A 25,909-nucleotide genomic window follows, 5' to 3' on the forward strand; every position below is an offset into this window, starting at 1 on the left:
TGCATGCCGCATACCATGCAGTATTTACATGGATTGCGGGGCATGGGAGGGAGCCTGCAGGAGGGGAAGCATGCGGACTGCTACCCCGGATATTGGTGCTGGTATATTTCCCGACCGCCAGCGCCGGTAGTAGCGACCATTGCTTAAATGGCCCTAAGGCATGCCACTCTTGGTGAGCAAGGCCGTATCGTAACAAGGCTATGTGACCGCAGTTTGACATGGATCAAATTCATTACGATCAGTCATTTTTCCCGAGCTGGTAATTTAAGGCCCGCACTCCAGCTGCTGTTTCTCCGCCGCGCGTTGCGCCTTGCGCTGTGCGCGCGCCATGCGTTTTACATTGGCGCTGGCCGCGTCTTCCTTCGCCCAGCGCGTGCGTTGTTCCAAGGTAGCGCAGCGCTTCTTTTTACGTTCCTGTTCCTTGGCTATTTTTTGCCGTTCTTTGGCTGCGCTGGCTTCTTCCTTGCTGCGTTGTGTTTCCAGCGCTTGCAGCCTGCGTTTGTCCTGCACCAGTTTTTCCTGTGCTGCGTGTGTATCGCTTGGTGCGGGTGGGATGATGATGCGTCCGGACCTGCTGTTGCTTGATGTGTCAGCGCAGGGCAGGTCGCTATAGCTGATGTTGCCGCCAGACTCGCATTTGTAAATCGCAAATGCGGGCAGCGCAACAAGCAGGAGGACGAAGGACAATAGCAAGGACGACATGGCAAGCTCGTGGGTCTAAATCGACCTCGTCACTTTAGAGCAGCTTGCCAGGGTTCATCAAATTTAAAGGATCGAGTGCCCGTTTGATGGAGCGCATTAATTGCATCTCCACATCGGACTTGTAACGCAGGATTTCGGTACGCTTCAATGCGCCTATGCCGTGTTCGGCGGAGATGGAGCCGCCATGTTGATGCACGCTATCGTGCACGACGCGATTTACAGCCGTTTGCTTTTTCAGAAAACTCTGATCCGTTTCCTGTTCCGGATGCGCAACGTTGTAATGCAGATTGCCGTCGCCGAGATGGCCGAAGGTCACCATGCGTGCGCCGGGAAATGAATGCTGCAGCAATGCATCCGTGGTACGGATAAAGTCGCCGATGTGCGAGATGGGTATCGACACATCATGTTTGATGTTCTTGCCTTCTGCAGCCTGTGCCAGCGGAATATGCTCACGGAAATCCCAGATCGCTTGCGATTGTGCAATTGAGCGCGCAACAATCGCATCCTGTATCAGGTCTTGCTGCAAGGCCGCACTGATTACATGTTCCAGCATGGCTTGTGCATGTTCTTCGGATTCGTTGTCGGATAATTCCAGCAACACGTATTGCGCATGCTCTTCGGCAAAGGGTAAGCGCATAGAAGGGAAGTGTTGATTGACCAGCTTGATACAGAAGCCGGACATCAACTCAAAACCAGTCAGTGAAGACACGCAGTAGCTTTGCGTCAGCGACAGCAGTCGCAATGCATCATCCGGTGTACGCAGGGCTGCGAGTGCGGTGAGTTGTGCTTTTGGTTGGGGGAAGAGTTTCAGCACCGCTGCAGTGATCAGGCCCAAGGTGCCTTCGGCACCGATGTACAAATCGCGCAAGTCGTAACCGGTATTATCTTTGCGCAAGCCGCGCAGACCATTCCAGATATCACCTTGCGGTGTCACGACTTCGAGGCCGAGGCAGAGTTCACGTGTGTTGCCGTAGCGCAGCACAGCTGTACCACCGGCATTGGTCGAAAGATTGCCGCCTATCGTGCAACTGCCTTCCGCTGCCAGGGATAGCGGGAACAGTCGCCCGGCATCACTGGCTGCAGTCTGGATGTTTTTCAATATGCAACCGGCTTCGACGGTGATGGTGTTGTTGACCGGGTCTGTGTGGCGGATGCTGTTGAGACGCGTCAGCGACAAAACCACGGCCTTGCCGCTGTCGTCAGGGATGCCACCCAGCACCAGGCCGGTATTACCGCCTTGCGGCACCATCGGGACTTTGTGTTCATTGCAGAGGCGTACCAGTGCGGCGAGTTCCTGCGTATCCGCAGGTTTGAGTACCGCACACGCCTTGCCGGTGTAGCGTCGACGCCAGTCAGTCAGGTAGGGTGCGGTATCTTCCGCGGAGGTCAATACGTGCGTCGCGCCTATTACGCTGCGGCAGGCATTGAGGAAGGTGTCCATTACTTGGCGGCTTTCTGCAGCGCCTGTTTGGTTAAGGCCTTCGCTGCTTTTTTGTAAGGCCGCAGGTAGAGGATGGTGCAGCTAAAGAAAACCAGTACCAGGCCGACTTCGATCCAGCCCAGGATGGCGGACAGACCAGTGTCGCTCATGCCGCGGACTATGCCTTCGGCGAAGAACAGCAGGATCAGCATCGATGCCCATTGCATCGTGTAGAGATTGCGTTTCCAGACCCCGTGCAACGGAATCAGCAGCGGGATGACCTTGAGTACCAGCCAGGAGCCATTCGGGCGTATTGGTGCCAACACCATTTCCCAGGCTATGCACAGCACGATCAGGGCAAGCAGACTGCCGAGTGCGCCCATATGCAGGATTTTTTGCCCTTGGGTTTGCATCAGGTGCTCCGTAATTTGACAGCTGTTTGCGCCAGGCGCTGACCGAGCGCTATTGCCAGTGCACGTGTATCGGCTGAAATCGGCTGGTTGCCAGCGACGCCGGACCAGTGCGACGCACCATAGGGTGTGCCGCCACTGCTGGTAGTCATTAATTCTGGTTGGGTATAAGGGATGCCGAGTACCAGCATGCCGTGATGCAGCAAGGGCAGCATCATCGACAGCAGCGTCGATTCCTGTCCACCATGCAAGCTGCCGGTCGAGGTAAAGACACAGGCTGGTTTGCCATTCAGCGCGCCGGACAGCCATTGCGCGCTGGTGCCATCCCAGAAATACTTCATCGCGGACGCCATATTGCCGAAGCGGGTAGGGGAGCCCAGGGCCAGGGCCACGCATTCTTCCAGATCCTGCAATTCGACATACGGCGCGCCTTCCGCCGGTACTTCCGGTTCGGTGGCTTCAGTGACGGTGGAGACGGCAGGCACCGTGCGCAGGCGTGCTTCGCAGCCGGGTACGCTGTCTATACCCTGGCCGATCAGCTCCGCCAGTTTGCGGGTCGAACCATGGCGCGAGTAGTACAAAACGAGAATAGGGAGCTGGGCAATGTTCATGCTTGGTATTATAGGGCGCTTTATAAGCATCTTAAATGCTGGATGGATCTGTGCTGGCGCAATTCTGCGCCTACGCGGTTCGGCTAAGCATACACTTACACCTACTGCATGAAACCAGCTATTCCCCTTTTTTTTCGCCAACTTACGTGGCCCCAGGTACGCGATCTCTTTCGGTTTGCGGCGCGCCGCCTGACGGAGGAACGCTTGCCGCAAGTGGCAGGCAGCCTGACGTTTACCACCGTACTGGCGCTGGTGCCCATCCTGACCATTGCATTGGCGATTTTCACCACCTTCCCGCTGTTTAATACCTTCCGTACTTCGCTGGAAGCCTACTTTGTACATAACCTGATGCCGAAAGGCATCGCCAATACCATCCTTGGTTATCTGACCCAGTTTTCCAGCAAAGCGACGCGTCTGTCGGCATTCGGCGCCGTGGCACTGATCGTGACCGCGGTTGCGATGATGCTGATGATAGACCGGGTCTTCAACCAGATCTGGCGTGTCAAAACCAAGCGACCCATCGTGCAGCGCATCCTGGTGTATTGGGCCATTGTGACTTTGGGACCTTTGCTGATAGGTGCGTCGATGACGCTGACATCCTATTTGTTCACCGCGACCGATGGTGTGGTGCGCGGCGTGCCGTTTGTCGGTGCGGTGTTTTATACCTCCATCTCTATCTTGCTGAGTATGGTGGCGTTTACTTCGCTCTACATCGTGGTACCGAACCGTCTGGTTGAGTGGCGCGATGCCATGTATGGCGGCTTGCTGGCGGCGATTGCATTTGAAATCGTCAAGCGCCTGTTTGCTGCCTTTGTCATCAAAGTGCCGACCTATACGGTGGTGTACGGCGCGGTCGCGGCTTTCCCTATTTTCCTGGTCTGGGTTTACCTGGGCTGGATGATTACACTGGCCGGGGCGGTGGTTACGGCCGCCTTGCCTATCGTGAAGTATGAGCGTTGGTGGCATGTGCCACAGCCCGGCAGTGCCTTCGTTGATGCGATGGCTTTGCTGGCCGTGCTGTACGAAGCGCGCGCCTCTGCTGATTCGGCCGTGGTGGATACCAAGCTGCTGCGCGATCGTACCCGTCTCGGTTTTGACGAGTCCGAAACCTTGCTGGAAAAAATGCTGGATGCAGGCTGGGTCGCACGTCTCAAGTCAGAGGGGCCGAAGCGCATGCAGTGGGGCAAACGGATTACCGATGGACTGGATCGCTGGGTCTTGCTGGCGAATCCGGAATACCTGACATTGGCCGACGTTTACCGCGTATTCGTGTTTGACGCCAGCGGCAACGAAACGCTGGCGAAAAAAGTGGAATGCGCAGTCGAGCAGGGCCTGTATCAGTCGCTGGCCAACTACTTCCGGGAAAACTCAGAAGGAAATTTGCCCGGTCAGCATTTGCCAGTACATCAGCCATGATCCTATGAAGGAATACAGTGGTTGCCTGAACGAACTGGGGTGGTTTTTCTCAAAACCGAGATGACCTATCCATGCCAGGCCGTAAAACGACAGGATGGCGGCTAATAGCCACCAGGCATTCCCGGTCAGCACCAATGCGGTGAGGAAGATAATGGCCAGCGTTGAGCCGAGGAAATGGAGCTGGCGTGATCTGCGGTCGGAATGCCCTGTCAGATAAGCGGCATAAAACTCCGAAAACGTCAGATAGGTCTTTTGTGTGATGACACTCATGACGGCCTCCTGTGGCTGCTACAGTGTCAGGGTAGTCCTCGCCCGGTGACTATGCAAGCCTTATTGACGGAGAGCATGTAAGGGCAAGCTTGTCTCATTAGTGCCATCCGTTTATTTGGGTGCCAGAGAGTATTGTGGATTTTTTCCAGAGCTTGAGCTACATTGGAAGTGTCCGAAGTACAACCATAACTCTTGAGGACGGTGCCATGAAAGTATCCGAAATACTTAAAGTAAAAGGAAACATTCTTTTCACGGTAACACCAGATAGTCCGATGCTGGACGCAGTTAATGCGATGGCGGAAAAAGACATCGGTTCTCTGGTTGTGATGGAGGCGGGCAATCTGATTGGTATGCTGACTTTTCGCGAGGTCATGGCGACTATCCATGCGAATGGCGGGGCGGTAGGTGGCGATACCGTGCGGCGCTATATGGATAAACATCCGATCACGATCACTTCCGATGCCGAGATCAACGAGGTGCGACGGCTGATGCTGGAAAAGCATGCGCGTTATGTGCCGGTGCTGGATGGAAAAATTCTGGTTGGCGTCATCTCTTTCTACGACGTGGCAAAAGCCGTGCTCGAGGCGCAAAGCTTTGAAAACAAAATGCTGAAGTCGTATATACAGGACTGGCCAGCTGTCGCGAACGAACAAGACGGCTGAGCTGCAGTAGTCAAGTAAAAGCCGCCCGCATATCCGTTTGGGTATGCGAGCGGCTTTTTGTCATTTATATCCCTTACAATCGCCAGATATCTGAACGCGCGCGTCGGTCGTGCGCTCGCATCCACGAACCGTTATATGGACACCCATGAGTAAGCCCAGTCAATTCAAGTTGATGACACAACGCCGTTTCGCGCCATTTTTCTGGGCCCAGTTTTTCGGTGCGTTTAACGATAATGTGTTCAAGACTGCCTTGCTGACGGTGCTGACTTTTGAAGCGTTGAGCTGGACCACGATGGATAGGGGGTTCCTGAATAACCTGATCCCGGGTTTGTTTATCCTGCCTTTCGTTTTGTTTTCGGCAATCGCCGGCCAACTGGCCGACAAGTTTGAGAAATCCGGGCTCGTGCGTTATATCAAATTGCTGGAGATCGCCATCATGCTGATGGCGGCGATAGGCTGGATGCGCCACGATTTATGGTTGCTCATCGCCGCCGTTGCAGGGATGGGTTTGCACTCGGCCTTGTTTGGACCGGTGAAGTACGCCTATCTGCCGCAGAAGTTGGCACCCGACGAACTGGTCGGTGGCAACGGCCTGGTTGAAATGGGAACCTTTGTCGGCATTCTGCTGGGTGAAGTATTGGGTGCGGTACTGGTATTGCACAAGCCGTGGGGTATAGAGCTGGTGGCGGGCGGCACGATTGCGATTGCCTGTGCCGGATGGCTGGCCAGTCGCGCGATTCCGCTATCGCCTGCACCTGCGCCTGAGCTGAAAATTAACTGGAATCTGGCGACTGAAACAGTACGCAATATTCGGTATTCCAAACAAAATCGCCCGGTCTTTTTATCGATGCTGGCGAACTCCTGGTTCTGGTTTTATGGTGCGATCCTGCTAGCGCAATTCCCGCTGTATGCGAAAGATTATCTGCATGGCGACCACAGTATTTTCGTCTTGTTGCTGACGATATTTTCGCTCGGTATCGGCACTGGCTCCTTGTTGTGCGAACGCTTATCCGGTCATAAGGTCGAGATTGGTTTGGTACCGTTTGGCGCGATCGGTTTGTCGGTATTCGGCTTTGATCTCTTCCTTGCCAGCATCAGTTATACCAACACTACGCTGGTTGATATTTCGGGTTTCCTGCAGCAACACGGCAGCCTGCGCATACTCGCGGATTGCCTGTTGATAGGCGTGTTCGGCGGTTTGTACATCGTGCCTTTGTTTGCCTTGATACAGACGCGTTGCGATCCGGAGCATATGTCGCGCACCATCGCCGGGATGAATATCCTGAATGCGGTGTTCATGGTGGTCGCTGCACTGGTGGCCATGGTCTTGCTGAATATGGGATTAAGCATTCCGCAATTGTTTATGGTGACCGCCATCCTGAATGCGATCGTGGCGCTGTATATCTTTACCGTAGTACCTGAATTCCTGCTGCGCTTTCTGGCATGGCTGATGCTGCACACCACGCACCGGGTACGCACATTCAACGCAGAGCGTATTCCGGCTGAGGGCGGCGCTATCCTGGTGTGTAATCACGTCAGCTATATGGATGCGATCGTGATTTTGGCGACCAGTCCGCGTCCTTTGCGCTTTGTGATGGATCACCGGATTTTTAAAATTCCTTTGCTGTCTGCCTTGTTCAAGGCAGTACGCGCGATTCCGATTGCACCAGCCAGCGAAGATGCTGAAATCATGGAAGCAGCTTACGGCAGTATTGCGCGTGCGCTGGAGCGTGGTGAGCTGGTATGTATTTTCCCCGAAGGAAAGTTGACGCGTGATGGCGAGTTGAATGAATTCAAAGGCGGCATCATGAAAATACTGGAGCGCACACCGGTACCGGTGATACCGATGGCTTTGCGCGGCTTGTGGGGTAGCTTGTGGACACGTAGCGCTGACAATCCTTTCCAACGCTCTTTCCGCAGTGGGCCATTCTCCAAACTCGAGTTGGTGGTGGGCCAGCCTATGGCCGTGAATGAGGTGACGCCTGAGGTGTTGCGTGAGTGCGTCGCACAGTTGCGTGGTGCGCGTAAATGACAGGGTAGGGGATAAAAAATAAGGCAGGTAAATACCTGCCTTATTTTATTTTTACGGTTTCTGTGTGACCAGCCAGCTATGCAAGGCATCTGCATTCATGGGTCTGGCGAACAGGTAACCCTGACCCAGCGGACAACCGAGTTCAGTCAGGATGGCGGCCTGGCGTTCATCTTCCACACCTTCTGCAATCACATCCAGCTCCAGGTTGCGACCGAGCTGGATAATCATTTCGGCGATACTGCTGCCGCGTGACGAGTCGGTGATTTCAGTGACAAAAGCCCTGTCGATTTTGAGTCGATCCACACTGAGTTTTTGCAGGTGACTGAGCGAGGAGAAGCCAGTGCCGAAATCATCAATCGCAATGCTGACGCCAGTGGCCGTAATCTGATCCAGCAGTTTGATCAGGGCATCTGGTTCGTCCATCGCCATCGACTCGGTGATTTCGAGTTCTATGCAATGTGGTGGTGCCTGGGTGTCATGCAAGGCGTTGCGCAGCATGCTGAGGAAATGCGGATGGCGGAATTGTACTTGCGAGACATTCACTGAAATCATGAAGTCGGTAAAGCCCAGCCTGTGTATGCGTACCAGCTCCTGGCAAGCCTGACGCAAGACCCATTCACCAAGTTCTATGATCAAGCCCGAGTATTCGGCGATCGGGATGAAGCGGTTCGGTGAAATCATGGAACCGTCTGCGGTAGTCCAGCGCAACAGCGCTTCGGCACCTACCGGTTGTCGTGTCAGCATATCGATTTGCGGTTGATACACGACCGATAACTGCTTTTCTTCAAATGCGGTACGCAAGGCGTGCATCATATTCACGCGCTCGCGTATATCGATACCCATATTGCGCGAGAAATACAGATGACCGGTACGTTGCTGAAATTTTGCGCGCTTGAGTGCAATGTGTGCATTCTTCAAGGCTTCGACGCCGCGGCCATCATGCTCGGACAGGCGCACCAGACCTACCGTGGCCGATAGTTGTACGTCTTGTCCGTCTATACTGAACGGACGTTCGAATTGTGCGAGTATGGCTGCCGGATTAACTTGTATATCGTCACCGAGGACGCCAAAAGTATCGCCACCAACGCGCGCTACGATCAGGTGGTCACCCAGACGCGATTGCAGGCGGGTGGCGACCGACAAGAGCAGCAGGTCGCCGAATTGATGACCCAGTGTGTCGTTGGTTTCCGCAAAGTGATCAATGTCGATGAGCGCCAGCGTGCTAGGCAAGTCCTTGCTGGAGGACAGGCTGTCGTCGATGATTTCCTTGAGGCGGGTACGATTCGGCAGTTTGGTCAGGGAATCGTAGAAAGCGAAATTATGCAGGCGGGTGACCAACGTGATATTCGAGAGGCCGACCGAGATATTGCTGCAGAAAACTTCCAGCAAACGCAGCTCAATTTCGGTGAGCGGGCGGCCAGTGCGGAAGAATGCGGCGAAATTGCTCGAGGCATTGCCGGTGAAGTGCAGCGCGCTGAATTCACGTCCGTAAATATTCCGCCGCTCTTTCAATGCACGCGTCAGCGTGCGGTCTATGCTGGCGTCTTCTATCGACGATAGCGGATGATTGATGAGGTCACCAAAACGACCGGCCGCCGCCACCACAAACAATGCGTTTTCCTGATTGTGTAATTGCTCTTGCACGCAGAACAAACCGTCGGGTGGCACGTCGAGCAGGCGCGCGATCTGAGTCACTACGCCGGTGGCAAATTCTTCCAGGCTTTGCAAGGCCATCAATTCGGTACTGGCGCGCAGGATCATGTCCAGGCCGCTGCTGCTTGAATTGATCGTGCAGATTTGTTCGTACGAGCGGATCGCTGCGGTCACGACTGTGAACAGCTTGATCTGGGTCAGTTCGGATTTGGATTTGTAATCGTTGATGTCGAACTGCTGGATGGCATCAATCCCTGGTGTGTAGCCAGGCTGGTCGGTGCGCAGGATGATGCGTACTTCCGCACGATGCAGGACATCGCGGATGTAATGCACCAGTTGCAGGCCTTCGTCCTGCTGATCGACATCCAGCAGAATGACCGCGATCTGCGCTTCCTGCGCCAGTATTTCCTGCGCTTGCTGTGCGGTATAAGCGTGCAAAAATGCCAGCGGCCGGTTTTGTATTTCGACGTTGTTGAGCGCGAACGCCGTCGCGGTGTGGACATCGGCGTCAGCGCCGATGATCATCACCTGCCATACATCCTTATTTGCACCTGATTTATAGTCGCCGGACACACGCACCGTTTTATCCAGAAATACAAGGTCATCCTCGCTATGGCTGACCGACTTGCTCATGGTGCCTTCTCCGAGATTGGTTGTTCTAATTTTGAAACCTGCTTTTGAAACGGTATATTGCACATCGATTTGTCCTGAGGCAATGCTTTTTCTAGAACTAATTGTTTTCTGACCACTGGTAGAATGACTACTTTATTTCGCTTATAACCAACTATCATGTCCGGCAATACTTTTGGAACGCTCTTTACTGTCACTACTTTCGGCGAATCTCATGGTCCGGCTATCGGCTGTGTAATCGACGGTTGTCCACCTGGCATGGTGTTGTCAGAAGTTGACATTCAGCCTGAACTGGACCGTCGCAAACCGGGCACTTCGCGCCATGTGACGCAGCGCCAGGAGTCAGATACGGTCGAAATCCTGTCGGGTGTATACCAAGGGAAAACGACGGGTACGCCGATTGCGCTGCTGATCCGTAATGAAGACCAGCGCAGCAAAGACTACGGCAATATCACCGAAACTTTCCGTCCGGGCCATGCGGATTACACGTATTGGCATAAATACGGTATCCGTGATCCACGCGGCGGCGGCCGTTCGTCGGCGCGCCTGACTGCGCCTGTAGTCGGAGCCGGTGCGATTGCGAAGAAATGGTTGTTTGAAAAGTACGGCACCACCTTTAAAGGCTGCATGAGCCAATTGGGCGATATCGAGATTCCATTCGAAGACTGGAGCCACGTGCCGGAAAATCCATTTTTCGCCGCCAATGCGAGCATCTTGCCGCAGTTGGAAGCCTATATGGACGACTTGCGTAAAAACGGCGATTCCTGTGGCGCGCGCATCGATGTGGTGGCGCAAAACGTGCCTATCGGATTGGGTGAGCCGATTTACGACAAGCTGGATGCTGAAATCGCCTTTGCACTGATGGGCATCAATGCCGTCAAAGGTGTGGAGATAGGGGCGGGCTTCAAATCGGTTGCGCAAAAAGGCACCGTGCATGGCGATGAACTGACGCCCGAAGGCTTCGCCACCAATAACGCTGGCGGCATCCTCGGCGGAATTTCCACCGGGCAGGACATCACGGCATCGATTGCGATCAAACCGACCTCGAGCATCCGTACTGCGCGTCATTCCATCGACAAGGCAGGAAATCCGGTACTGGTGGAAACACTCGGTCGCCATGATCCTTGCGTCGGTATCCGCGCAACACCGATCGCCGAATCGATGCTGGCGCTGGTGCTGATGGATCATGCCTTGCGTCATCGTGCGCAATGTGGCGATGTGGTGGTTACGCCGCCACCGATTCCAGGCAGCCGTTAATTACTGCGCGCTTAGCGTGCAATCATTCTTGATGGAGGGAAAATGAAACCAGTCCAGCGGCATTCTTTTCTGTCGTCACTAGTGATGACCTCTGCCATTTTGTTGCTATCCGCTTGTGAAACGGTGCAAACCACGCAGGGCGGGGCGGTGGGCGTGGATCGCCAGCAGCGCATGATGATTTCAGCGCAGGAGCTGGATCAGGCGGCGAATAAGCAGTACGCCGAACTGATCGCCGAGGAAAAGAAAAAAGGCAATCTGAACCGCAACGCCGCACAGGTAGAGCGCGTCAGGGCTATCTCCAATCGCCTGATTGCGCAAACCGGTGTGTTTCGCCAGGACGCGCGACGCTGGCAATGGGAAGTCAATGTCCTGAGTTCCGAAGAAGTGAATGCCTGGTGTATGCCCGGCGGCAAAATTGCGGTGTACACCGGTCTGATCGATAAGCTGCAGGTGAGCGACGATGAGCTGGCGGCCGTGATTGGACACGAAATTGCACACGCCTTGCGCGAACATGCACGTGAACGTGCGTCGGAGCAACGGGTGGCGGGCAGCTTTATCTCTATCGGTTCGGCTTTGCTGGGTGTCGGCGGACTGGGACAGCAAGGTGCCGAATTTGCCTATATGGGGCTGATAGGCTTGCCTAACTCACGCAGCCATGAAACCGAAGCTGACCGTATCGGCGTCGAACTGGCAGCGCGTGCCGGTTACGATCCGCGTGCGGCAGTCACCTTGTGGCAAAAAATGGGCAAGGTTTCCAGCAATTCGACCCCGGCCTTCCTGTCTACCCACCCCTCCAGTTCGGCCCGTATCAGCGATTTGACCGTATATTCCGAGCGCGTCATGCCGCTTTACCAACAGGCCCGAAAATAAGTAGCAAGACGGCAAGATATTGTTTTTCGGGCCGTCAACCTCATCTTTTTAGTCAACTAGCCGGCTTTCCAGCGGCCGTGTGGCGCGGCTTCCTATAAAGAAATCGCGTAAATATGGCATAATCGAGAGCTACCTTATCGGTCCTCGCGGACTTACTTTTACACACGAAACATGGCCCAAACGCTCTACGATAAACTTTGGCAATCGCACGTCGTCGAAACCGGCGACGATGGCACGACTGTGCTCTACATAGATCGCCATTTGCTGCATGAAGTTACCAGCCCTCAGGCTTTTGAAGGTTTGAAGCTGGCTGGTCGTCGCCCATGGCGCGTCTCTGCCAACCTGATGGTGGCGGATCACAACGTGCCGACTACCGACCGTGCCAACGGTATTGCCGATCCTACTTCGCGTCTGCAAGTAGAAACACTGGACGGCAATGCGCACGAATACGGCCTGACCTACTTCAGCATGCGCGACAAGCGTCAGGGCATCGTGCACGTGATCGGACCTGAGCAAGGCGCAACGCTGCCGGGCATGACTGTCGTCTGCGGTGACTCCCATACTTCGACGCATGGCGCTTTTGGCTGCCTCGCGCACGGTATCGGTACCTCGGAAGTGGAACACGTGCTGGCGACGCAAACGTTGCTGGCACAAAAATCAAAAGCCATGCTGGTACAGGTCGACGGCGTATTGCCGGATGGCGTGACAGCTAAAGATATCGTGCTGGCCGTGATCGGCAAGATCGGTACCGCAGGCGGTACCGGCTATGCCATCGAATTTGCTGGTTCGACCATCCGTTCGCTGTCGATGGAAGGTCGCATGACCATCTGCAATATGGCGATCGAAGCGGGCGCACGCGCCGGTATGGTCGCAGTCGATGAAACCACCATCAATTACGTCAAAGGTCGTCCTTTGTCGCCGGTCGGCCCGCACTGGGATCGCGCAGTCGAATACTGGCGCACCTTGCACTCCGATGCGGGTGCCAAGTTCGACCTGGTTGTGACCTTGAATGCAGCCGAAATCAAACCGCAAGTCAGCTGGGGCACTTCGCCTGAGATGGTGGTGGCAGTTGACGGTCGTGTACCTGATCCGGATAAAGAAAAAGATCCGACCAAACGTGACGGCATGGAAAAAGCGCTGGTCTACATGGCGCTGAAACCAAATACTCCGATTACCGATATCCGTATCGACAAGGTATTCATCGGTTCCTGCACCAACTCGCGCATCGAAGATTTGCGTGCAGCGGCAGCAGTCGTGCGCGGCAAGTATCGCGCCTCGAATGTCAAGCTGGCGATGGTGGTGCCGGGTTCCGGTCTGGTCAAGGAACAGGCAGAGCGTGAAGGCCTGGACAAGATTTTCAAGGCGGCAGGTTTTGAATGGCGTGAACCAGGTTGCTCGATGTGCCTGGCGATGAATGCAGATCGCCTGGAACCGGGTGAACGTTGTGCCTCGACTTCCAACCGTAACTTTGAAGGTCGCCAGGGTGCGGGTGGTCGTACGCACTTGGTCAGCCCTGCAATGGCAGCGGCAGCCGGGATCGAAGGTCACTTCGTTGATGTACGTGCTTTGAAACACTAAGAGCGCGGAGGACAGTATGAAGAAAACGATTTCATTTCTCCTGCTGATCGCCGCTGTCTCGTCGCTGGCTGCCTGCAATACCGTGCATGGCTTTGGTCGCGACGTAGAGCGTCTCGGTGAAAAAGTACAGGGCAAGTAATCCTGGTTAAAACGCGTCGGATAACGGTGTTTGCACCGGTCTGATAAACATGAGAAATCGGCGCTGCAGCAAGTTAAATGCAGCACGTACTAATAGTTGGATAGCATGGATAAATTTACTATTCTCGATGGCCTGGTTGCACCGCTGGATCGTGCAAACGTCGATACCGACGCCATTATTCCAAAACAGTTTCTGAAGTCGATTAAACGGACCGGCTTCGGTCCTAACCTGTTCGATGAATGGCGCTATCTGGATCAGGGCGAGCCTGGACAGGATAATTCGCGTCGCCCTTTGAATCCTGATTTCGTACTGAACCAGCCGCGTTACCAGGGCGCTTCGATTTTGCTGGCCCGTAAAAACTTCGGTTGCGGCTCCTCGCGTGAACACGCGCCATGGGCTTTGAGCCAGTATGGTTTCCGCGCGATCGTATCGCCTAGCTTTGCTGATATCTTCTTCAATAACTGCTACAAAAACGGTTTGCTGCCAGTCACCCTGACTGAAGCGCAAGTTGATCACCTGTTCAATGAAGTCAAGGCTTTCCCTGGCTTTCATCTGGTAATCGATCTGGAAAAACAGATCATAGGCACCAGCAACGGCAGCGTGACCTATCCGTTTGAAATCGACGCTTTCCGTAAATATTGCCTGCTCAACGGTTTCGACGATATCGGCCTGACCTTGCAAAAGGCGGACAAGATACGCGCGTTCGAAGAACGTCACCTGGCGGCGCAACCGTGGTTGTCGAATACGATCTAATCTTTTTTTAATCCTTCTCGAAGTTATCAAATGAAAATTGCAATTCTGCCGGGCGACGGCATCGGTCCGGAAATCATGAATCAGGCAGTCAAGGTAATGAATGCCTTGGGTGAAAAGTTTGAAACCGAAACAGTACCGGTCGGCGGCGCAGCGTATGCCGCGCAAGGCCATCCTTTGCCTGAATCGACACTGAAAGTTGCAAAAGAAGCGGACGCCATCCTGTTCGGCGCGGTTGGCGATTTCAAATACGACACACTGGAACGCTCGCTGCGTCCGGAACAAGCGATCCTGGGCCTGCGCAAGCACCTGGGTTTGTTCGCTAACTTCCGTCCTGCGATCCTGTATCCGGAACTGGCAGGTGCCTCGTCGTTGAAACCGGAAATCGTATCCGGCCTCGACATCATGATCGTGCGTGAATTGACCGGCGACATCTACTTCGGCCAGCCGCGCGGCGTACGTGCAGCGCCGGATGGTCCGTTCAAAGGCGAACGCGAAGGTTTCGACACCATGCGTTACACCGAACCTGAAATTCGTCGTATTGCACACGTTGCTTTCCAGGCTGCGCAAAAACGCGGCAAGCGTCTGACCAGCGTCGACAAAGCCAACGTACTGGAAACCTTCCAGTTCTGGCGTGACATCGTCACCGACGTGCACAAGGAATATCAGGACGTCAAACTCGACCACATGTATGTCGATAACGCAGCGATGCAATTGGTGCGCGCACCGAAAGAATTCGACGTCGTTGTTACCGGCAATATGTTCGGCGACATCCTGTCTGACGCAGCAGCAATGCTGACCGGCTCGATCGGCATGTTGCCTTCGGCTTCACTGGATGCCAACAACAAAGGCCTGTACGAACCATCGCACGGCTCGGCACCGGACATCGCAGGCAAGGACATCGCCAACCCATTGGCGCAAATCCTGTCGCTGGCAATGATGTTGCGTTACTCGCTGGGTAAAACAGAACAGGCTGACCGTATTGAAACGGCTGTTAAATCCGTCTTGAAACAAGGCTTGCGTACTGTCGATATTTTCGAAGCAGGCACAACCAAGGTCAGCACCACACAGATGGGCGATGCTGTCGTTAAAGCATTGGCTTGATGTAAATAAGAGCGGTAGCAGTCACTAAACCGCATACCAATTGATAAATAGGGCGGCTGTCAGCGCCCTGAGCGAAGGAAATGATGATGAAAGTTGTTGGCTTAGTCGGATGGCGTGGGATGGTCGGATCGGTCTTGATGCAGCGCATGCAGGAAGAGGGCGATTTCGACCATATCGAAGCTGTATTCTTCTCTACCTCGAACAAGGGTGGTAAAGCGCCTGCGATCGCGAAGAAGGAAACCACACTGCAAGACGCTAACGACATAGACGCATTGAAGAAGTGCGACATCATTATTACCTGCCAGGGCGGCGACTACACCACCGAGATCTTCCCGAAACTGCGCGCAGCAGGCTGGGATGGTTATTGGATCGACGCAGCATCGACCCTGCGCATGAAAGATGACGCGGTCATCGTGCTGGATCCGGTCAACCAAAATGTGATCAAGGATGCCCTGGGCCGTGGCGTGAAAAACTACATCGGCGGCAACTGCACCAACTCCATCCTGTTGATGGGTGTAGGCGGTTTGTTCAAGGAAGGTCTGGTCGAGTGGGTCAGCTCCATGACTTACCAGGCCGCATCGGGCGGCGGTGCCAACCACATGCGTGAGCTGCTGAGCGGCATGGGCGTGGTGCACGGTGCGGTTGCCAGCGAACTGGCGACTCCATCGTCGGCTATCCTCGATATCGATCGCAAAGTCGCGGAATCTATACGTAACGATGTACCGACCGAATTCTTTGGCGCACCGCTGGCTGGCGGTTTGATCCCATGGATCGACGCACAGCTGGAAAACGGTCAGTCTAAGGAAGAGTGGAAGGGCCAGGCTGAGGTCAACAAAATCCTCGGCAATACCCAGATCATTCCAGTCGACGGTTTGTGCGTCCGTATCGGTGCCATGCGTTGCCACAGCCTGGCGTTGACCATCAAGCTCAAACGTGACCTGCCGTTGGCGGAAATCGAAAACATCATCCGTTCGGCCAATCCATGGGTCAAATGGGTGCCGAACGAACGCGCTGTGACGGTGAAAGAACTGACCCCAGCTGCTATCACCGGTGGTCTGGAGATCGGTGTCGGCCGTGTACGCAAACTGAACCAGGGCCCTGAATACATCTCGGCTTTTGTTATCGGCGATCAGTTGCTGTGGGGCGCGGCTGAACCGCTGCGCCGTATGCTGCGCATCATATTGGGCAAGTAAAACCTAATTATCGTTGTCAGATCGCAACATAAACCCGCCAATTCGCCTTGTTAAATAGGTGCTTGGCGGGTTTTAAATTAGTTGCGAAGATGGTTGCGCTTGCGCCTGTAAGTCCATGATGCTATGGTGAAAGTTCTTGAAAAAACGATATGCAAGCGTTGTTTGTGGTCCCCGACGAACGCCAACGGAATACTCTCCATGCCACTCAAAATGCAGTCAAATCCTGGTTCTACTCTTTCCTCACTGAAACTTAAGACGCTGAGTGCAGCGGTCATTTCCGCGCTCGTGTTATCCAATGCTTATGCAGCGGGTCTGGGGAAACTGACTGTTATGTCGTCGCTGGGGCAACCCCTGCGTGCGGAGATCGAGTTAACTTCGGTCGCGCCTGACGAACTGGCTTCGCTGCAGCCCAAGCTGGCTTCTGCCGAAGCGTTCCGTCAGGCCAATATAGACTTCAATCCAAGCCTGTTTTCGCTGCGTTTTGCTGTAGAACAACGTGGTGGGCAACCTATCGTACGGATAACCTCGACCCAGCCTATCAATGAGCCTTTCGTCGATATGTTGCTGGAACTAGGTGGCAATAAAGGCCGCCTGGTACGTGAATACACCTTCTTGCTGGACCCGCCGGAAATGCGTTCTGCGCAAGCGGCACAAGTAGCTCCTATCGCGATCACACCGCCACCAGCTGCGCGGCCGGTGGAAAACCGTCCGGAAGTTGCAGCGGCCGCCCCGGTAGCGCGTCCTGCACCTGAGCCGGTTGCGCCTATGCGTGAAGCTCCCGCTGCAGCACCTAAACCAGTCCGTGCCGCACCTGCACCTGCTGCTGCACCGACGCCCGTACCGAGAGCTGCGGCAGCGCCGATCAATGAGTACGAGGTCAAGAAAGGCGACACCCTCGCCAAGATCGCAAATCAATACCGTTCGAGTGGCGTATCGCTGGATCAGATGCTGGTTGCTTTATACCGCGCCAATCCGGAAGCCTTCATCGACAAGAATATGAATCGCCTGCGTGCCGGACAAATCCTGTCGGTACCTGAGGCGGACAGCACGCAAGCCATCGGGCAATCCGAAGCACGTGGCGTCGTGATCGCACAAGCGGCGGATTTCAATGCTTACCGTAGCAAACTGGCAGGTCAGGTCGCCAATGCAGCGGCGAAAAAATCCGACGATGCCAAGCAGGCTGATGGCGGCAAAATCACAGCCAAAGTGCAGGATGAATCCGGTGCCGGAGCTGAGTCTAAAGACAAGCTGAAACTGTCCAAGTCTGGCGCAGCAAGTGGCTCTGACAAACTGGCGAACCAGGCAGGTGCGGAAGAGTTGATCGCGAAGGACAAGGCGATTGCCGATGCCAACGCACGCGTCAAGGAACTGGAAAAGAACGTCAACGAATTGCAAAAAATCCTTGAAATCAAAAACAAGGATTTGGCAGCTCAGCAGAAACAGGCTGAAACCGCTGCCGCCGCAGCTGTAGCCGCCTCTGCTACGCCTGCAGCGCCAGCTACACCAGCCCCGGCTGCTGCACCAGAGCCAACACCAGCACCAGCGGCTGAAGCTCCGGTAGCGACGCCGCCAGCAGCAGAAGAGAAACCGGCTGAAGCTGCTCCTGCCGCTGAGCCAGCACCAGCACCAGTTAAACCGAAGAAGCCAGTCGTGGTTGCTCCTCCGCCGCCACAACCTAGCTTCTTTGAAGACCTGACCGAAAACGCGATGTTCTTGCCGGGCGCCGCTGCCTTGCTGGCTTTGCTGGCTGGTTTGGGTATCTATAGCTCGCGTCGTCGCAAGCAACAGCCTAAATCGTTTGAAGACAGCATCATTACGGATTCCAGCCTGAAGTCGAATTCGCTGTTTGGCTCTACCGGTGGTCAAAGCGTAGATACGAATAACAGTGTGTTCAACTCCAACTTCGTTCCATCGGCCAGCCAGCTGGATACGAATGAAGTCGATCCGATTGCAGAAGCCGATGTTTACATCGCGTATGGTCGTGACGCGCAGGCCGAAGAAATCCTGAAAGAAGCGTTGCGCAATCAGCCGGATCGTCATGCGGTACGCGTCAAATTGCTGGAAATTTACTCGACACGCAATGATGTGCGTTCGTTTGAAATCCTCGCGACCGAGCTCTACAGCATGACCAAAGGTGAGGGCGATGACTGGGCGCAGGCAGCGACCATGGGCCTGATCCTGGATCCTAGCAATCCGCTGTATGCACACGGTGCAGTGCCGGAAGATGTCGCAGCAAAAGCTTCGGCGATGACGGCACCGACACAACCGCTGGATGATCTTGAGGGCTTGAAGGGGATAGCGCCGGTTGCTGCTGGCGCTGCAGCGCTGGGTACAGCAGCTTACTTCGCCAGCAATAATTCTGAAGCTGAAGCCGAAGCCGAAGCAGAGCAGGAAGAACCGACATTCGCCGCAGAAGCCAAACCAGTAGTAGAAGATCTGGATTTCGATCTGGAAGGCCTGGATATAGAAAAGACTGCAGAGAAGCCTGTAGTCGAGGAAGCCGCACCAGCCGAATTCCCGGCTGATGTCGCTGCCATCGATTTCGATTTCCTCGACGATAAATCGAAAACAGCTGCTGACAAATCCGGTAATACCTTGCAGTTCTTTGATTCCGAGGTGAGCGCACCTACGGTGCCTGCAGCAGAACCTCAGCCTGCGGCAACGCCGGACTACTTGCTGCCAGATGACATCGAACTGGATTTCCCTGAGCATGACACGGCTCGCTTTGGTGAAACCCAGCCCGCGACGAATCTGCCTGAGTTTGACTTGTCCGATATCGCATTGGAACTGGATCCGGTCGACAAACCAGCATCGACAACTGACGCAGATGCCGAGCTGCCTGAGCTGGACGGTTTGGGTGACGAATCGACTTATACCGCGAACGCAGAAATGGCGACCAAGCTGGATCTGGCGATTGCCTATCAGGAAATCGGTGACCGCGAAGGTGCGCGTGAGCTGCTGGAAGAGGTCGTCAAAGGCGGTAACGGCGAACAGTCGGAGAAAGCCAAAGCCTTGCTGGGCAAGCTTTCCTGATTCATTAGTTAGTTATATCGACGGGCGCAATGCTATGCTTGCGCCCGTTTTCATTTTTAGTTTCGATTTTTCCGGTAAATTCTCTCTATGAGTGGAGTATCCAAACGCATCGTGCTTGGCGTGCAATATGACGGTACGCCGTGGCAGGGCTGGCAGACACAGCTGAACGGGCTGACCGTACAGGACAGGCTGGAATTCGCCCTGCATAAATTCACGCTGCAGGATGTCTCTACCGTGTGCGCCGGTCGTACCGATGCCGGTGTGCATGGACTGGAGCAAGTTGTGCATTTTGACACTACACTGGAACGCGATATGTCGTCCTGGGTGCGTGGTGTGAATACCTTTTTGCCACCATCGATAGCGGTGCGGTGGGCGACGGAAGTCCCGCACCGTCCGGACGAGCAGGATAATTTCCATGCGCGTTTCAGTGCGCGTTCGCGCATGTACCAATACGTGCTGTACAACAATCCGGTGCGCTCGCCTTTGCTGGAAGGGAGGGCTGGCTGGGTATTCCGCAAGCTGGATGTGGCGCGTATGCAGCTTGCGGCACAGCACTTGTTGGGCGAACATGATTTCTCGACTTTCCGTTCGGTACAGTGCCAGGCCAAATCACCGGTCAAAAGCATGTACTCGATCAAGATAGAGCAGCGCGGTGACCTGATCATGTTTACGCTGCATGCGAATGCCTTCCTGCATCACATGGTGCGCAATATCGTCGGTTCGCTGATTTATGTCGGCAATGGCTCGCAGCCGCCTGAGTGGCTGAAGCAAATACTGGACGGACGTGACCGCAAGTTCGCCGCACCGACCTTCATGCCGGACGGCTTGTACCTGGCCAAAATCGATTACGATCCGAAGTGGCAGTTGCCGCAACTGGAAGTGCAGAATTTCTTTTGGTCTTAAGACTGATACCAAACATACACAATGACACACCGTACCCGAATCAAGATATGTGGCCTGACGCGGCCGCAGGATGTGCAAAGCGCGATTGCGGCAGGTGCTGATGCCGTCGGCTTCGTGTTTTATCCGAAGAGCCCGCGCTACATCGCTGCAGCAGCAGCCGGGCAACTGATCGCGCAGATTCCGCCTTTCGTTACGCCGGTTGGTTTATTTGTCAATGCGACGCTGGAAGAAGTGCAGGCCATCATTGCGCAAGCTCCTATTGCCTTGCTGCAATTCCATGGCGATGAGACGCCGGAACACTGCGCGGCGATAGCAAAAGCGGTAAATCGGCCCTTCATACGCGCAATTCGCGTAAAAGAGGGTATGCAGGCGGCCGATTTGCTAGAATACGAGTCTGATTATCGCGCTGCCAGCACATTGTTCACCGGCTTGTTGCTGGATGCCTTTGTAGATGGCTATGGCGGCGGCGGAAAGGTCTTCGATTGGTCTCTCATTCCAGAAAACATCGCGCCTCGGGTCGTTTTAAGTGGTGGCTTGAGCGTACAAAACGCGACTGACGCGGTACAACGCGTACGTCCCTATGCGGTCGACATCAGCAGTGGTGTCGAACTAGACAAAGGGATCAAGGACGCGGCAAAAATACGCGCCTTCATCGCCGCGGTGCGAGCAGCAGATGCCACCGCGGACCAGACAAAATAGCAAAGAGAAAAGCCATGAAAGAATTAGACGTGCTGGGCAGTTTTGCCGAGCGACAAGCGATTGCAGAAAGCGCTTTGCATCAGACTGCACCATACAATTTGCCTGATGCCCGCGGCCACTTCGGTCCATACGGCGGCAGCTTCGTTGCAGAAACCCTGAGCCATGCGCTGGCTGAGCTGAAAGAAGCATACGCGCATTACAGCAAAGATCCTTCCTTCCTCGCCGAATTCCATTACGACCTCAAGCATTTCGTCGGTCGTCCCAGCCCGATTTATCACGCCCAACGCTGGTCTGAAAAAATGGGTGGTGCGCAGATTTACTTCAAACGTGAAGACCTGAATCACACCGGCGCGCACAAAATCAACAACGTGATTGGTCAGGCTTTGCTCGCCAAACGCATGGGCAAGCCGCGCATCATCGCGGAAACCGGTGCTGGCCAGCATGGTGTAGCGACCGCGACCATATGCGCACGCTTTGGCCTCGAATGCGTGGTCTACATGGGTAGCGAAGACGTCAAACGCCAGGCGCAAAACGTTTATCGGATGAAGCTGCTGGGTGCGAAAGTGGTACCAGTCGAATCCGGTTCGAAGACGCTGAAAGACGCGTTGAACGAAGCGATGCGCGACTGGGTGACCAACATCGAAAACACTTTCTACATCATCGGCACGGTGGCAGGCCCGCACCCATACCCGATGATGGTGCGTGACTTCCAGTCCGTGATTGGTAACGAGTGCATACAACAAATGCCGGAAATGACCAGCCGTCAGCCTGATTATGTGGTGGCTTGTATCGGTGGTGGTTCGAATGCGATGGGTATTTTCTATCCCTACATCGAGCACAAGAACGTGCAACTGGTTGGCGTCGAAGCTGCGGGAGAGGGTCTGGACAGCGGCAAGCATTCGGCTTCGCTGACTGCCGGTTCGCCAGGTGTCTTGCACGGCAATCGTACCTATCTGTTGCAGGATGAAAACGGTCAGATCATCGAAACACATTCGGTTTCTGCCGGTCTCGATTATCCGGGCGTAGGCCCTGAACACTCGTGGTTGAAAGACTCTGGTCGTGCGCAATACGTCACCATCACCGACGACGAAGCGCTGCAGGCGTTCCACGATTGCTGCCATATCGAAGGCATCATTCCGGCGCTGGAATCCAGCCACGCCCTGGCTTACGCTGCCAAGCTGGCAGCAACCCTGCCGAAAGACAAGGTCGTGCTGGCGAATCTCTCGGGTCGTGGCGACAAGGATATGCATACAGTGGCGCAACGCATAGGCTTGCAATTCGATTAAATCTGCGCGCAGGACTCCGCTGCTGAGCAGTAGCGGAATTCTGATGCCTGTTGCTCAAATTACGGTTCATCCAGTCCGGAAAATTTATAAAGTATCTCCATGTCCAGAATTCAGTCCACCCTGGCCGCGTTGGCGGCAAAGAATAAAAAAGGTCTCATTCCTTTCATTACCGCTGGTGATCCGGCTCCCGAACTGACAGTGCCGCTGATGCATGCGCTGGTCGCAGGCGGTGCCGATATTTTGGAATTGGGCGTACCTTTTTCGGACCCGATGGCCGAAGGCCCGGTCATTCAGCGCGCCTGCGAACGTGCACTGGTATTCGGCGTCAGCATGCATGACGTGCTGGGCTTCGTCAGTGAGTTCCGCAAGACCAATAACACCACACCGGTGGTACTGATGGGTTATGCCAACCCGATCGAACGCATGGGGCAAACCAAGTTCGTACTGGCGGCCAAGGCGGCCGGTGTCGATGGCACCATCGTGGTGGATTACCCGCCGGAAGAGTGTGAAGAATTTGCCGAGACTTTGAAGGCGAACGATATGGATCCTATCTTCCTGTTGTCGCCTACCTCGACCGAAGAACGTATCCAGCAAGTAGCTAAATTCGGTAGCGGCTTTAGCTACTACGTGTCGCTCAAGGGCGTGACCGGCGCGGCCAATATTGATACCAAGGAAGTGGCAGAACGCATCGCTGCAATCCGTAAATATGTGAAATTGCCTATCGGTGTCGGTTTCGGTATTCGCGACGCGGCAACGGCCAAAGCAGTTGCGGCAGTGTCCGACGCTGTTGTGATCGGCAGCCGGATCATCCAGGAGCTGGAAAACAGCCCGCGCGAGCAAGCTGTTGAAAGAGTGCAAACGTTTATAGCCGGTATCCGCAAGGCTTTGGACGAATAAGATGAAAATGTCGTGTTAGACAAGTAAAATACTGTCCGACACGTAATTGTGGCGAATTGCCGTGCAAACGGTACAATTCGGCCAGTACAAAATTGAAAGAGGTCACGATGAGTTGGCTAGAAAAGTTACTTCCCCCACGTATCCAACGTTCCGATGCTGCGCAACGCAAGTCCATCCCGGAAGGTTTGTGGGTTAAATGCCCATCCTGCGAAGCAGTCCTGTATCGCACGGATCTGGAATCGAATATCCACGTTTGCCCTAAATGCGACCATCACATGCGCATCCGCGCGCGTGACCGTCTCGACGCCTTGCTCGACGCAGGCGGCCGTTACGACATCGGCCAGGAAGTCCTGCCGGTCGATACCCTCAAGTTCAAAGACAGCAAAAAATACCCTGATCGCCTGAAATCGGCGCTGGAAGCAACCGGCGAGACCGATGCGCTGGTTGTCCTCGGCGGCTCCATCATGAGCCTGCCAGTGGTCGTAGCCTGCTTTGAATTCGAATTTATGGGTGGTTCCATGGGCTCCGTCGTCGGCGAACGTTTCGCCCGTGCTGCCCAGACCGCACTGGAACAAAAAGTACCGCTAATCTGCATTACCGCTACCGGTGGTGCGCGTATGCAGGAAGGTTTGTTGTCATTAATGCAAATGGCCAAAACCACGGCCATGTTGACCAAGTTGTCAGAAAAGAAATTGCCGTTTATTTCGGTTCTGACCGATCCGACCATGGGTGGCGTTTCCGCTTCCTTTGCCTTCATGGGTGACGTCGTGATCGCCGAGCCTAAGGCTTTGATCGGTTTTGCCGGTCCGCGCGTGATTGAAAACACCGTACGTGAAAAGCTGCCGGAAGGCTTCCAGCGTGCCGAATTCCTGGTGCAAAAAGGTGCAGTCGACATGATTGTTGACCGCCGTAAAATGCGCGAAGAAATCGCTCGTATCCTGGCCTTGTTGCAAAATCAGGCGGCTGAAGTCCTGGCCTGATCCCCCGGCTTAGTCTAAAAAGCCCGAACCTTATGCGTTCGGGCTTTTTATTTGCGTTTTCGCCTTTACATAGTGTTCTCTACCTGACGAGTTTGCATGGAAAATCCCACGACCCTGGCTGACTGGCTAAGCCGCCTGGAAGCGATGCATCCGAAAGCCATAGATATGGGGCTGGATCGCGTGCGCCAGGTCAAACAGGCGATGCATGTGCAGTTCGAGTGTCCGGTGATTATCGTCGGCGGTACCAACGGCAAGGGCTCTACCTGTGCGATGCTGGAAGCGATACTCTTGCGTGCCGGTTATCGCGTCGGTTTGTACACCTCGCCACACTTGCTGCACTTCAACGAGCGCATGCGTCTGAATGGCGTCTCCTGCAGCGATCAGGAATTGATAACCGCGTTTGACAAGCTGGAAGCGGTGCGCGGCGATGTTTCCCTGTCCTATTTCGAATTCACCACACTGGCGGCCATCCAATTGTTTGCAGATGCAAAGCTGGATGCCGTGATCTTTGAAGTCGGCCTCGGTGGCCGACTGGATGCAGTCAATGTGCTGGATGCCGATGTTGCTATCGTGACCAGCGTGGATATCGATCACACCGAATACCTGGGTGATACCCGCGAAAAAATCGGCTTTGAGAAGGCCGGGATTTTCCGTGCCGGTAAAACCGCGATTTGCGGTGATCCGGTGCCGCCAGCTTCGCTGGTCGAGCATGCCGAAAAAATAGGCGCTGATCTGTGGCTGTTCAATCGTGATTTCAATTATTCCGGTGACAAGCAGCAGTGGAATTTCAGTGGTCGTGGCCGTCGTCGCAATTCCCTCGGTTACCCGGCCTTGCGCGGTGCCAATCAGCTATTAAACGCCTCATCCGTGTTGGCGGCGCTGGAAGCGCTGCGCTTGCGCTTGCCGGTCGGTGCGCAGGAAGTACGTACCGGCCTGGCTGTTGTCGATTTGCCGGGTCGTTTTCAGGTGTTGCCAGGACAGCCTACCGTCATCCTGGATGTGGCGCATAACCCGCACGCGGCTGCCACTTTGGCGCAAAATCTCGACAATATGAACTTCGCGCCATACACCTACGCGGTGTTCGGCGCGATGCAAGACAAGGATATAGACGGTGTCATCGCCCATCTGAAAGGCCGCGTTGACCACTGGTGTGTGACTGATTTGCCGTTGCCACGCGCAGCCAGTGCGACCGAGATCAAGGACCGACTGGTGCATGCTTATGGCGAAATACCACCCGCGAGTGATACCGAACGTAGCATCCTCACCTTTGCCTCACCTGCAGAAGCTTTTGCAAATGCACTCAGCCGAGCAGGGGAGAATGATAGAATTGCGGTTTTCGGATCGTTCCTGACAGTTGCTGGCGTCATGGAATTCCGTAATTCCGAACATCACTGACGAATTTCACATTACATCG

The 25,909-nt window shown here is 54.7% G+C and carries 23 protein-coding genes; 17 read left to right on the plus strand and 6 right to left on the minus strand.

Annotated elements, in window-relative coordinates:
- Positions 1-264: 264 nt before the first annotated feature.
- The 4 genes from H7U06_RS07850 to wrbA are packed head-to-tail and all read right to left on the minus strand — an operon-like array spanning position 265 to position 3,143.
- On the minus strand, positions 265-702 hold the full coding sequence (locus tag H7U06_RS07850) for a hypothetical protein (protein ID WP_175625601.1): 438 nt from the start codon (positions 700-702) through the stop codon (positions 265-267).
- Between the two features lie 34 nt (positions 703-736).
- Positions 737-2,143, minus strand: a complete 1,407-nt coding sequence (locus H7U06_RS07855) for an FAD-binding oxidoreductase (protein WP_175625602.1) — start codon at positions 2,141-2,143, stop codon at positions 737-739.
- Positions 2,143-2,535: a DUF2069 domain-containing protein gene (locus H7U06_RS07860; protein WP_175625603.1), complete on the minus strand. Its 393-nt coding sequence runs from the start codon at positions 2,533-2,535 to the stop codon at positions 2,143-2,145. Before H7U06_RS07860 ends, H7U06_RS07855 begins: the two co-directional genes overlap by 1 nt.
- Positions 2,535-3,143: an NAD(P)H:quinone oxidoreductase gene (gene wrbA / locus H7U06_RS07865; protein WP_175625604.1), complete on the minus strand. Its 609-nt coding sequence runs from the start codon at positions 3,141-3,143 to the stop codon at positions 2,535-2,537. Before wrbA ends, H7U06_RS07860 begins: the two co-directional genes overlap by 1 nt.
- 108 nt (positions 3,144-3,251) lie before the next feature.
- Between wrbA and H7U06_RS07870 the strand changes: the two genes are divergently transcribed.
- Entirely contained in the window at positions 3,252-4,559 is a 1,308-nt protein-coding gene (locus H7U06_RS07870; RefSeq protein ID WP_175625605.1) for a YihY family inner membrane protein, read from the plus strand.
- On the opposite strand, the gene H7U06_RS07875 is transcribed toward H7U06_RS07870, so the two are convergent.
- Positions 4,512-4,829 (minus strand): DUF962 domain-containing protein, encoded by a 318-nt coding sequence (locus H7U06_RS07875; RefSeq protein WP_175625606.1) that lies wholly within the window; start codon positions 4,827-4,829, stop codon positions 4,512-4,514. The genes H7U06_RS07870 and H7U06_RS07875 overlap by 48 nt on opposite strands.
- A gap of 206 nt (positions 4,830-5,035) precedes the next feature.
- On the opposite strand from H7U06_RS07875, the gene H7U06_RS07880 reads away from it, so the two are divergent.
- Entirely contained in the window at positions 5,036-5,491 is a 456-nt protein-coding gene (locus tag H7U06_RS07880; protein ID WP_124573799.1) for a CBS domain-containing protein, read from the plus strand.
- 145 nt (positions 5,492-5,636) lie between these two features.
- Positions 5,637-7,523 carry an MFS transporter gene (locus H7U06_RS07885; protein WP_175625607.1) on the plus strand — a complete coding sequence of 629 codons (1,887 nt, stop codon included), beginning with the start codon at positions 5,637-5,639 and terminating at the stop codon, positions 7,521-7,523.
- A gap of 51 nt (positions 7,524-7,574) precedes the next feature.
- Here the strand turns inward: H7U06_RS07885 and H7U06_RS07890 are convergent, their stop codons facing one another.
- Positions 7,575-9,809: a bifunctional diguanylate cyclase/phosphodiesterase gene (locus H7U06_RS07890; RefSeq protein WP_175625608.1), complete on the minus strand. Its 2,235-nt coding sequence runs from the start codon at positions 9,807-9,809 to the stop codon at positions 7,575-7,577.
- 156 nt (positions 9,810-9,965) lie between these two features.
- Here H7U06_RS07890 and aroC point away from each other — a divergent pair, with 156 nt between their 5' ends.
- From aroC to folC, 14 genes are all read left to right on the plus strand, one after another.
- On the plus strand, positions 9,966-11,063 hold the full coding sequence (gene aroC, locus H7U06_RS07895; RefSeq protein WP_175625609.1) for a chorismate synthase: 1,098 nt from the start codon (positions 9,966-9,968) through the stop codon (positions 11,061-11,063).
- A gap of 42 nt (positions 11,064-11,105) precedes the next feature.
- A complete protein-coding gene (locus H7U06_RS07900; RefSeq protein ID WP_175625610.1) occupies positions 11,106-11,933 on the plus strand; it encodes a M48 family metallopeptidase in 828 nt (275 codons plus the stop codon).
- Positions 11,934-12,104: 171 nt separating this feature from the next.
- Positions 12,105-13,511, plus strand: a complete 1,407-nt coding sequence (leuC, locus tag H7U06_RS07905) for a 3-isopropylmalate dehydratase large subunit (RefSeq protein WP_175625611.1) — start codon at positions 12,105-12,107, stop codon at positions 13,509-13,511.
- Between the two features lie 16 nt (positions 13,512-13,527).
- Positions 13,528-13,650 (plus strand): entericidin A/B family lipoprotein, encoded by a 123-nt coding sequence (locus tag H7U06_RS07910; RefSeq protein WP_124573805.1) that lies wholly within the window; start codon positions 13,528-13,530, stop codon positions 13,648-13,650.
- Between the two features lie 105 nt (positions 13,651-13,755).
- A complete protein-coding gene (gene leuD / locus H7U06_RS07915; protein WP_175625612.1) occupies positions 13,756-14,403 on the plus strand; it encodes a 3-isopropylmalate dehydratase small subunit in 648 nt (215 codons plus the stop codon).
- A gap of 30 nt (positions 14,404-14,433) precedes the next feature.
- The gene (gene leuB, locus H7U06_RS07920) at positions 14,434-15,504 is read left to right on the plus strand and encodes a 3-isopropylmalate dehydrogenase (protein WP_012080022.1); all 1,071 of its coding nucleotides are present in this window, start codon (positions 14,434-14,436) and stop codon (positions 15,502-15,504) included.
- A gap of 86 nt (positions 15,505-15,590) precedes the next feature.
- Positions 15,591-16,697: an aspartate-semialdehyde dehydrogenase gene (asd, locus tag H7U06_RS07925; RefSeq protein WP_175626081.1), complete on the plus strand. Its 1,107-nt coding sequence runs from the start codon at positions 15,591-15,593 to the stop codon at positions 16,695-16,697.
- Positions 16,698-16,895: 198 nt separating this feature from the next.
- Complete coding sequence (locus H7U06_RS07930; protein WP_175625613.1) at positions 16,896-19,730, plus strand: FimV/HubP family polar landmark protein; 2,835 nt, start codon at positions 16,896-16,898, stop codon at positions 19,728-19,730.
- 87 nt (positions 19,731-19,817) lie between these two features.
- Entirely contained in the window at positions 19,818-20,633 is an 816-nt protein-coding gene (truA, locus tag H7U06_RS07935; RefSeq protein ID WP_175625614.1) for a tRNA pseudouridine(38-40) synthase TruA, read from the plus strand.
- A gap of 21 nt (positions 20,634-20,654) precedes the next feature.
- Positions 20,655-21,332: a phosphoribosylanthranilate isomerase gene (locus H7U06_RS07940; protein WP_175625615.1), complete on the plus strand. Its 678-nt coding sequence runs from the start codon at positions 20,655-20,657 to the stop codon at positions 21,330-21,332.
- A 14-nt stretch (positions 21,333-21,346) separates the two neighbouring features.
- Positions 21,347-22,618, plus strand: a complete 1,272-nt coding sequence (gene trpB / locus H7U06_RS07945) for a tryptophan synthase subunit beta (RefSeq protein WP_175625616.1) — start codon at positions 21,347-21,349, stop codon at positions 22,616-22,618.
- 99 nt (positions 22,619-22,717) lie between these two features.
- A complete protein-coding gene (trpA, locus tag H7U06_RS07950; RefSeq protein WP_175625617.1) occupies positions 22,718-23,515 on the plus strand; it encodes a tryptophan synthase subunit alpha in 798 nt (265 codons plus the stop codon).
- A 107-nt stretch (positions 23,516-23,622) separates the two neighbouring features.
- Complete coding sequence (accD, locus tag H7U06_RS07955; protein WP_175625618.1) at positions 23,623-24,495, plus strand: acetyl-CoA carboxylase, carboxyltransferase subunit beta; 873 nt, start codon at positions 23,623-23,625, stop codon at positions 24,493-24,495.
- Between the two features lie 96 nt (positions 24,496-24,591).
- Positions 24,592-25,890: a bifunctional tetrahydrofolate synthase/dihydrofolate synthase gene (gene folC / locus H7U06_RS07960; RefSeq protein ID WP_175625619.1), complete on the plus strand. Its 1,299-nt coding sequence runs from the start codon at positions 24,592-24,594 to the stop codon at positions 25,888-25,890.
- The last annotated feature ends 19 nt before the right edge of the window (positions 25,891-25,909 follow it).

The organism is Herminiimonas sp. Marseille-P9896, from assembly GCF_903993245.1.
Lineage (GTDB): Bacteria > Pseudomonadota > Gammaproteobacteria > Burkholderiales > Burkholderiaceae_D > Oxalicibacterium > Oxalicibacterium contaminans.

Excerpts from the sequence above, each read along its gene's own strand:
- H7U06_RS07850 (WP_175625601.1), bottom strand. The coding sequence starts at position 702 with ATGTCGTCCTTGCTATTGTCCTTCGTCCTCCTGCTTGTTGCGCTGCCC.
- H7U06_RS07855 (WP_175625602.1), bottom strand. The coding sequence starts at position 2,143 with ATGGACACCTTCCTCAATGCCTGCCGCAGCGTAATAGGCGCGACGCAC.
- H7U06_RS07860 (WP_175625603.1), bottom strand. The coding sequence starts at position 2,535 with ATGCAAACCCAAGGGCAAAAAATCCTGCATATGGGCGCACTCGGCAGT.
- wrbA (WP_175625604.1), bottom strand. The coding sequence starts at position 3,143 with ATGAACATTGCCCAGCTCCCTATTCTCGTTTTGTACTACTCGCGCCAT.
- H7U06_RS07870 (WP_175625605.1), top strand. The coding sequence starts at position 3,252 with ATGAAACCAGCTATTCCCCTTTTTTTTCGCCAACTTACGTGGCCCCAG.
- H7U06_RS07875 (WP_175625606.1), bottom strand. The coding sequence starts at position 4,829 with ATGAGTGTCATCACACAAAAGACCTATCTGACGTTTTCGGAGTTTTAT.
- H7U06_RS07880 (WP_124573799.1), top strand. The coding sequence starts at position 5,036 with ATGAAAGTATCCGAAATACTTAAAGTAAAAGGAAACATTCTTTTCACG.
- H7U06_RS07885 (WP_175625607.1), top strand. The coding sequence starts at position 5,637 with ATGAGTAAGCCCAGTCAATTCAAGTTGATGACACAACGCCGTTTCGCG.
- H7U06_RS07890 (WP_175625608.1), bottom strand. The coding sequence starts at position 9,809 with ATGAGCAAGTCGGTCAGCCATAGCGAGGATGACCTTGTATTTCTGGAT.
- aroC (WP_175625609.1), top strand. The coding sequence starts at position 9,966 with ATGTCCGGCAATACTTTTGGAACGCTCTTTACTGTCACTACTTTCGGC.
- H7U06_RS07900 (WP_175625610.1), top strand. The coding sequence starts at position 11,106 with ATGAAACCAGTCCAGCGGCATTCTTTTCTGTCGTCACTAGTGATGACC.
- leuC (WP_175625611.1), top strand. The coding sequence starts at position 12,105 with ATGGCCCAAACGCTCTACGATAAACTTTGGCAATCGCACGTCGTCGAA.
- H7U06_RS07910 (WP_124573805.1), top strand. The coding sequence starts at position 13,528 with ATGAAGAAAACGATTTCATTTCTCCTGCTGATCGCCGCTGTCTCGTCG.
- leuD (WP_175625612.1), top strand. The coding sequence starts at position 13,756 with ATGGATAAATTTACTATTCTCGATGGCCTGGTTGCACCGCTGGATCGT.
- leuB (WP_012080022.1), top strand. The coding sequence starts at position 14,434 with ATGAAAATTGCAATTCTGCCGGGCGACGGCATCGGTCCGGAAATCATG.
- asd (WP_175626081.1), top strand. The coding sequence starts at position 15,591 with ATGAAAGTTGTTGGCTTAGTCGGATGGCGTGGGATGGTCGGATCGGTC.
- H7U06_RS07930 (WP_175625613.1), top strand. The coding sequence starts at position 16,896 with ATGCCACTCAAAATGCAGTCAAATCCTGGTTCTACTCTTTCCTCACTG.
- truA (WP_175625614.1), top strand. The coding sequence starts at position 19,818 with ATGAGTGGAGTATCCAAACGCATCGTGCTTGGCGTGCAATATGACGGT.
- H7U06_RS07940 (WP_175625615.1), top strand. The coding sequence starts at position 20,655 with ATGACACACCGTACCCGAATCAAGATATGTGGCCTGACGCGGCCGCAG.
- trpB (WP_175625616.1), top strand. The coding sequence starts at position 21,347 with ATGAAAGAATTAGACGTGCTGGGCAGTTTTGCCGAGCGACAAGCGATT.
- trpA (WP_175625617.1), top strand. The coding sequence starts at position 22,718 with ATGTCCAGAATTCAGTCCACCCTGGCCGCGTTGGCGGCAAAGAATAAA.
- accD (WP_175625618.1), top strand. The coding sequence starts at position 23,623 with ATGAGTTGGCTAGAAAAGTTACTTCCCCCACGTATCCAACGTTCCGAT.
- folC (WP_175625619.1), top strand. The coding sequence starts at position 24,592 with ATGGAAAATCCCACGACCCTGGCTGACTGGCTAAGCCGCCTGGAAGCG.